At 39.9% G+C, this 7,307-nt stretch carries 9 protein-coding genes and 1 pseudogene; 1 reads left to right on the top strand and 9 read right to left on the bottom strand.

Going from position 1 to position 7,307, the window contains the following annotated elements:
• Positions 1–205 precede the first annotated feature (205 nt).
• From B5J93_RS04600 to B5J93_RS04640, 9 genes and pseudogenes are all read right to left on the bottom strand, one after another.
• Positions 206–805 (bottom strand): hypothetical protein, encoded by a 600-nt coding sequence (locus B5J93_RS04600; RefSeq protein WP_079325011.1) that lies wholly within the window; start codon positions 803–805, stop codon positions 206–208.
• Between the two features lie 29 nt (positions 806–834).
• Positions 835–1,385: pseudogene (locus B5J93_RS04605) on the bottom strand (NADAR family protein).
• A complete protein-coding gene (locus tag B5J93_RS04610; RefSeq protein WP_079325013.1) occupies positions 1,369–1,629 on the bottom strand; it encodes a hypothetical protein in 261 nt (86 codons plus the stop codon). Before B5J93_RS04610 ends, B5J93_RS04605 begins: the two are co-directional and overlap by 17 nt.
• A gap of 2 nt (positions 1,630–1,631) precedes the next feature.
• Positions 1,632–2,837, bottom strand: a complete 1,206-nt coding sequence (gene trpB, locus B5J93_RS04615; protein WP_079325015.1) for a tryptophan synthase subunit beta — start codon at positions 2,835–2,837, stop codon at positions 1,632–1,634.
• Positions 2,838–2,932: 95 nt separating this feature from the next.
• Positions 2,933–3,238, bottom strand: coding sequence for a type II toxin-antitoxin system VapC family toxin (locus B5J93_RS04620; RefSeq protein WP_211278848.1), 306 nt, complete (start codon positions 3,236–3,238; stop codon positions 2,933–2,935).
• Between the two features lie 11 nt (positions 3,239–3,249).
• Positions 3,250–3,486 carry a hypothetical protein gene (locus tag B5J93_RS04625; RefSeq protein ID WP_079325019.1) on the bottom strand — a complete coding sequence of 79 codons (237 nt, stop codon included), beginning with the start codon at positions 3,484–3,486 and terminating at the stop codon, positions 3,250–3,252.
• A gap of 8 nt (positions 3,487–3,494) precedes the next feature.
• Positions 3,495–4,247 (bottom strand): SDR family NAD(P)-dependent oxidoreductase, encoded by a 753-nt coding sequence (locus tag B5J93_RS04630; protein ID WP_079325020.1) that lies wholly within the window; start codon positions 4,245–4,247, stop codon positions 3,495–3,497.
• 9 nt (positions 4,248–4,256) lie between these two features.
• A complete protein-coding gene (locus B5J93_RS04635; protein ID WP_079325021.1) occupies positions 4,257–4,814 on the bottom strand; it encodes a hypothetical protein in 558 nt (185 codons plus the stop codon).
• Positions 4,811–5,470: a phosphoribosylanthranilate isomerase gene (locus B5J93_RS04640; protein ID WP_079325023.1), complete on the bottom strand. Its 660-nt coding sequence runs from the start codon at positions 5,468–5,470 to the stop codon at positions 4,811–4,813. The genes B5J93_RS04635 and B5J93_RS04640 overlap by 4 nt, the downstream gene beginning before the upstream one ends.
• 313 nt (positions 5,471–5,783) lie before the next feature.
• On the opposite strand from B5J93_RS04640, the gene gdhA reads away from it, so the two are divergent.
• The gene (gdhA, locus tag B5J93_RS04645) at positions 5,784–7,124 is read left to right on the top strand and encodes an NADP-specific glutamate dehydrogenase (RefSeq protein WP_079325025.1); all 1,341 of its coding nucleotides are present in this window, start codon (positions 5,784–5,786) and stop codon (positions 7,122–7,124) included.
• The last annotated feature ends 183 nt before the right edge of the window (positions 7,125–7,307 follow it).

Genomic DNA, 7,307 nt, shown 5'->3' on the forward strand with positions numbered 1-7,307 from the left:
ATCAATAATATCAATAATATTTTTAATCAATTTTATCTCTTTTTACTTTATTGCTTTACCAATTCATCTCTGACTTGCATCAACGCAAATCCCAATAAATTGAAGCCTTGCCAATTTAAGGGGTTATGGCTTTTTTGTTTTGCTGTTTTAAAGTCGCAAAAGTTTGGAAAATTCGGGTCATTTGGGTTCTCTCTTTTTACACAAATCAAAGCTGTTTGGCAACTTCTAATTTCATCAATATTCTTGCCTTTGGTTTAAAGGTTAATTGCAATGGATTGTCTTTATTTGATGAATTTAAATGTTGTAAATCATCATAAGTCTTGCCGTTAATTCTTAATTTATAAGTATAACGGCATTTTTGGTATTTGGGGCTGCAAGAATCGGGGTTATCTTTATCATCAAATACCAAATAATAAATCTTTTCGCCACGATAAAGTTCATAATAAAAACGATAACTATCGCTCACAACCGTTTGATGATTTTCAAAAAGTGGATAATAAATATCATCTGTCAAATCAGCAAACAACATCAAAAATACCGCAGGGCAAACCAATACCGCCAATAAATCTTTAAAATCCTCCCATAATGTCTCATTGCCTTTTTTAAGCTGTGTCAATGAAAAATAAGCCACAGCTGGCAATAGTACAAGCATTATCAGACTGGTTGATATTCTGGATAAAACACCCCAATAGCCTTCTTGCACACCCACATATGACCTGCCAAGCATGGCATACATCATAAGCCCAAAGAATGCCAAAACCAACACGGTCAAAATCTTTGGGACGGGTTTATTGTCTTTGGTCATGGTTGTGTGTTTGTATTTATTTTTAAAGTTTAAAGCAAGGTATCTCTCACTTGCATTAACGCAAATCCCAATAAATTTAAGCCTTGCCAATTTAAGGGATGATGGATTTTATCATCATCTCTTGCCAAACCCACACCCCAAATGCCATCAATCGGACTTGCCTCCACCAATATGCTATCACCTGTACCTAATAGATACGCCTTTAATTTTGAATGCTGACTAAATTTGGCAATATTGCCTTGCACCACAATGTCAAAGCGGTGTTTATTCCAAATTTTTTCATCAAAATTTTTTACTTGTCGCCCCAAATCTTTGGCTTGTTTGGGATGTTTGGCGTGAATGATTTCATTAAAAATCGCCATATCGCCAAACAATTTGGCTTTTTGAGCCATCATATAATGTTCGGCGGTAGGATAAGTTACATTGCCCACCACAAACGGCGAATCATACCATTGACTAAAACAGGCATGGACATTTGCCCATTAGATTTGGGGGTATGCCCCCAAAAATATAAAAATTTTAAATTAGGGTGAGATTGGAATTTGTTAATGACCCAATCTAGGTTATAAGTTTGTGTCATTTTCTACTCGCTTAATAATTAATTTTCCATTATCATCAATTTCTGATTGCCATTGGATATTTTTAAAAGTTTCCCAATCCATAGTTTCATAAGTTGGACAACTTTTAAAATGTTTTTCAAATAATGCTTCTCCAATGGCATCATCAATACCATCATCGGTTAATGGCTCTTTGATATAATGAGCAAAAATACCACTTAAACTTTCAATAGAGCCATTATTTTTTAATTCACTTTCTTTATTCACTTTTAATCAATCTCAATCCCTTCCACTTTCATCACGGTATGCAAATCTTTATCGCCACGCCCTGACAAATTGATGATAATGGATTTATCTTGCCCCAATGTTTTGGCGAGTTTCAGCCCATACGCCACCGCGTGCGAACTTTCTAGTGCAGGGATAATGCCTTCGGTTTTGGTCAAAGTTTTAAAGGCATCTAACGCCTCATCGTCATTGATAACCACATAATCCACACGCCCTTTGTCCTTTAAAAAACTGTGTTCAGGTCCAACCCCTGGGTAATCAAGCCCAGCAGAAATGCTATGTGTTTCAATGACTTGCCCTTCATCGTCCGCCATCAAATAGGTGCGATTACCGTGCAACACACCCACACGCCCTGCATTTAAGGGAGCAGAATGCTTGCCTGTTTCAATGCCATATCCGCCTGCTTCCACGCCATACATCGCCACGCTTTCATCGTTTAAAAACTCATAAAACAGCCCCATCGCATTTGAGCCACCGCCCACGCACGCAACCAGTACATCAGGCAATTTGTCTTCAAATTCAAGGTGTTGCAAACGAGCCTCACGCCCAATAATCGCCTGAAAATCTCGCACCAACATCGGATAAGGGTGCGGGCCTGCCACCGTGCCAATCACATAATAAGTATTATCCACATTGGTCACCCAATCTCGCATCGCTTCGTTCATCGCATCTTTGAGCGTGCGAGAACCGCTCGTGACAGGCACGACAGTCGCCCCTAGAAGCCTCATACGATAGACATTCATCTTTTGGCGTTCCACATCGTCCGCCCCCATATAGACCACGCATTCCAAGCCAAGCCGTGCCGCAATCGTTGCCGTTGCCACACCGTGTTGCCCCGCCCCTGTTTCGGCAATAATGCGTTTTTTGCCAACCAATTTGGCGAGCAATGCCTGCCCAATGGTGTTATTGACTTTATGAGCCCCTGTGTGGTTTAAATCTTCTCGTTTAAGATAGATTTTGGCTCCGCCAATTTCCTTTGTTAAGCGTTTGGCAAAATAAAGCGGTGTGGGACGACCAACATAATTGATTAAATCATCATTATATTCTTTCCAAAATTCTGGGTTATTTTTAACGCCTAAATAAATGCGTTCTAATTCTTCAAGTGCGGTCATCAAAGTTTCGGACACAAAACAACCACCGTGAATGTCAAAATGACCTGTGGCGTTGGGAAATTGGGTATAGTCTGTCATAAGTTTTTGCCTTTTAAATTAAATTTTTACCAAATCACATCAATGGGAAATGCGTTTATTTCATCATCACAGCTAATCAAAATCAACTGTTCAATTTAAGCTTGGGCAACCAACATTCTATCAAATGGGTCTGCGTGATTTAATGCGTATTCGCCTGATAACTTGGCGTGTCGCCAATTTACCGATAAAGGTTTAAAATCAGCGTCAATCATTAGCTCTTCAAAATTTTCTAATATTTTTTGAGCTTTGCCTAATTTGCCTTTTCGGTGTTTGGTTGCCATTTCCCAAACACTTGCCGAACTGACATAAATTTGATTATCATCATTGGTTAAAATATCAATGGCTGTTTTGGATAATTTTTCAGGTTCGGTATAATACCACAATAAAGTATGGGTATCCAACAAATATCGCTTTACCATTTTCCCAATTCGTCCTTATCCAAAGGCTCATAAAAAGCAGGGTCAGCTTTATAATCAGATAATCTGCCTAATTGTTGTTGGCGTTTGCTGATTTTTGCTTTTGGTTGTTCATGGATTGAAAATGGCTCGTCCAAAAATACAACCATAACTTGACTGGGTTTATCAAATGGCGGTAATTCATTTAATGAAATTTTACCACCTTGATAAATGCCACTAATTGTATAATGCATAATTTTTCCTATAAATCCTTCACCACCGTCAACCCTGCAAACGTTTGAGCGGTTGGCATGACTTCCAAGCGATTGATATTAATATGTCTGGGTTGATTAATAAGCCATAATACCATATTACTAATGTCTTCAGGGCGAATAAATTCCACATTTTCATAAACCTTGCCCGCACGGTCATCATCGCCATGAAAACGTACGTTACTAAACTCCGTGCCACCGCACAAACCAGGTTCTATGTTGGTAACTCGCACTTTTTTGCCAATTAAATCGGCTCGCAAATTGAGACTAAACTGCGTAACACATGCCTTAGTCGCCCCATAGACATTCGCCCCAAAATACGGATAATTGCCTGCCGTTGATGAGATATTGATGACATAGCCGTCATTTTTGGCGACCATATAGGGCAAAATGCTGTTAGTCATGTTCACCAAACCCAAAATATTGGTATTTATCATCGTTTGCCAATCGCTGATATTGGCTTTATCAGCAGATTCCAAACCAAGTGCCAATCCCGCATTATTGATAAGCACATCAATGTTATTTAATAGCTCTTTGTCAAGACTATTTAAGGCGGATTTGGTATCGTCCAAATTGCCAATATCAAAACATAGAGGGATAAAATTCTCGCCAATTTCCGCCTTAATATTTGCCAGTTTATCGGCTCGTCTGCCTGTACCGATAATGGTATGATTGTCTTTGGCAAGAAGTTTGGCGATTGCCAAGCCAAAACCAGAAGTTACGCCTGTGATTAGAATGTTCATAAGTTTTTCCTATTTTAATGAAATTTGTAAATCGTATAAAATTTCAGCTTTTGGCTTATAAGTAAGTGTTAAAGAATACTCATTATTTAACCTTAACTTTTGATAAGTTGTTTTGTTGATTTTAACCCGAGTGTCATTATCAAAATAAAGATAATACTCATAAGCACCTGCTCGTTTTTGGTTCTCAAAAGATTTTAAATAATACTCATAGGTTGTTGTGGTGGCTTTTGTTTCAAAAATTGTATAATATAATGGCTTAATAGCAAAACTACCAATAAAAATAGAACCGCCAACCATTACCAATATCAGTATCAAAAAACCAATATCAAGACTGCTATTTGCTCCTTTTGTCTTTATACAAATATAGATTGTATTAATAATTCCCACAATAGCAAATGCAATCAAAAATAAACAAATAATAATAGTCTCAAAAACTGCAAAATACCCTTCATTCCAATCAAAAAATGGGCGAATAACAAAATAAACACAGCCCAATAACAGACCAAAAAATCCCAAATACAGCCCCAATGATATTTGACCTGTTTGGCTGTCCGCGTCTCTTATCATTTGTTTTTTACACTTTGTAAAAACCGTCCCATTTTCTCACCGCATTTTACCCCTTTTGCCTTTTCAATACCGCCGCTCACATCAACGCCTTTAATTTTTGCCATCAAATCTTGATTGCTTACAATCTTGCCAATATTATCAGGTGTTAATCCCCCTGCCAAATAAATCGGCAAAGGTGAATTATCAGGGATTTTTTTCCAATCAAAGACAAGCCCCGTACCACCATACGCCTTATCGCTAAAAGTGTCCAAAATCACACCACTTGCTCTGCACGCTTTTAATGCGTTGATTTGATTTAACAGCGTGTCACTGGTGTCGTCATTTTTTACCCGAATGGCTTTTATCCAGCGTTTATTAACCGCACGGGCAAGCGCTTGGCACTCGCTAGGTGTTTCATCGCCGTGAAATTGCACAATGTCAAATGGCACTTCTTTTGCCAAATTGACAAGTTCATCCTGCCCCATATTGACGACCAAAGCAACAATGGTGGTAAAAGCAGGCACGGCTGATACAAGCGTCTTGGCAGTGGCAATGCTGACAGCACGGGGGCTTGGCGGATAAAACACCAGTCCCACCGCATTCACGCCAAGAGCAATGGCGGTCTGTAAATCGTCCGTGCGAGTAAATCCGCAGAATTTGACGGCTAAGTTTTTCATTTTAACGACTTATTTATGGGGTAAAATTGTCTTAACTTACCATTATTTTGTGTGATTGTCTATGGTCTGTGAGACTATTTTCTAAGAGATTTTAATTTATAATAAAAATTAATTAAATATTAATTTTTTATGATAATTATCCAACAATCAATGACATAAAATCCTTGTTTTTTTGGCAAAAAGTAGGTATTATTAACTTCACTGATATATTCATTAATTTTTATGATATAAATCATTGTGGCGATAGCCATTAATTAAATCAATGAATGTACCTTTCACTCAATCCATACTTGACCAACCTAAGGAATACGCCATGACTATCCAGTCCGCCATCGCCAAAGTCGAGCAAAACTACGCTCATCAACCTGAATTTATCCAAGCCGTCAAAGAAGTCGCCATGACCATTGAGAAGGTCTATGCCGACAACCCAAAATTTGAGACCCTACAAGTCTTTGAACGCCTATGCGAGCCTGACCGCATCATCTCTTTTCGTGTGAACTGGGAAAACGACAAAGGCGAAATCCAAGTAAATCGTGGCTGGCGTGTCCAATTTAGCAACGCCATTGGTCCATATAAAGGTGGTATCCGCTTTCACCCAACTGTTACCGAAGGGACGCTAAAATTCTTAGGCTTTGAACAAATTTTCAAAAATGCCTTGACTGGTTTGCCGATGGGCGGTGCTAAAGGTGGCTCTGACTTTGACCCCAAAGGCAAAAGTGAGGCTGAAATCCGCCGTTTCTGCTATGCGTTCATGCGTGAACTTCACAAAAATGTCGGCAAAGACATGGACGTACCCGCAGGCGACATCGGTGTGGGTGGTCGTGAAGTGAACTACATGTTCGCCATGTATAAAAACCTAACCCGTGAATTTGAAGGCGTTTTGACTGGCAAAGGCGTGGGTCACGGTGGCTCGCTCATTCGTACCGAAGCGACTGGCTATGGTCTTGTGTACTTCCTTGATAATATGCTAAAAGTCAACAACGACAGTCTAGAAGGTAAAACTGTCCTAGTGTCAGGGGCAGGTAACGTGGCACAATACGCCGCCGAAAAATGCCTACACTTGGGCGGTAAAGTCATCACTTTCTCTGACTCAAAAGGTACTTTGGTGGACAAGGCAGGCTTTACCCAAGAGAAAATCGACTGGGTCAAAAACCACAAAGCCAATGGTAAAGCACTCGCTGATTATGTGAGCGAGTTTGGCGGTGAATGGCTAGCAGGAGAGCGTCCTTGGCAGTTTGATGCCGAAGTAGCTCTACCTTGTGCCACCCAAAACGAAGTGAGCGAACAGGACGCCCAAGCCTTAGTCAAGCATGGCGTAAAATATGTTGCCGAAGGTGCAAACATGCCACTGACTGCCGAAGCCATTGACGTGGTGCGTGCAAATGGTGTTGCCTACGCCCCTGGTAAAGCTGCCAACGCTGGCGGGGTTGCGGTATCGGGCTTGGAGATGAGCCAAAACTCGGTTCGTAAATATAAGTCGTTTGAAGATTTGGACATCGAACTTCAAAAAATCATGAAAAACATTCATGAAAGTGCGTTGGAAGCTGGTAAAAAATACGGCACGACCGAAGGTGCGATTGACTATATGACAGGTGCGAATGTGGCAGGCTTTACCCAAGTTGCCAATGCACTGGTGGCGTATGGTTATCTGTAATTATTGATTGTGTTAAAAAATCCGTCCATTCTACCGTCTTTAGATTTTAGATAAATTTGATTGAATAGATGGGGTAGGGTTGGTTAAGAACCAAGTTCTATATTTACGGAACTTGGTTTTTTTAGTTTTGTTGGTATCGCATTTAACCACCCTCTCCCATATACACCCCCAAACCACAAAATC

The sequence above is a fragment of the Moraxella equi genome (assembly GCF_002027555.1).
GTDB lineage: Bacteria > Pseudomonadota > Gammaproteobacteria > Pseudomonadales > Moraxellaceae > Moraxella > Moraxella equi.

Coding starts and splice junctions, on each gene's coding strand:
- B5J93_RS04630 (WP_079325020.1), bottom strand. CDS start 4,247: ATGAACATTCTAATCACAGGCGTAACTTCTGGTTTTGGCTTGGCAATC.
- B5J93_RS04625 (WP_079325019.1), bottom strand. CDS start 3,486: ATGCATTATACAATTAGTGGCATTTATCAAGGTGGTAAAATTTCATTA.
- gdhA (WP_079325025.1), top strand. CDS start 5,784: ATGACTATCCAGTCCGCCATCGCCAAAGTCGAGCAAAACTACGCTCAT.
- B5J93_RS04600 (WP_079325011.1), bottom strand. CDS start 805: ATGACCAAAGACAATAAACCCGTCCCAAAGATTTTGACCGTGTTGGTT.
- B5J93_RS04635 (WP_079325021.1), bottom strand. CDS start 4,814: ATGATAAGAGACGCGGACAGCCAAACAGGTCAAATATCATTGGGGCTG.
- B5J93_RS04640 (WP_079325023.1), bottom strand. CDS start 5,470: ATGAAAAACTTAGCCGTCAAATTCTGCGGATTTACTCGCACGGACGAT.
- trpB (WP_079325015.1), bottom strand. CDS start 2,837: ATGACAGACTATACCCAATTTCCCAACGCCACAGGTCATTTTGACATT.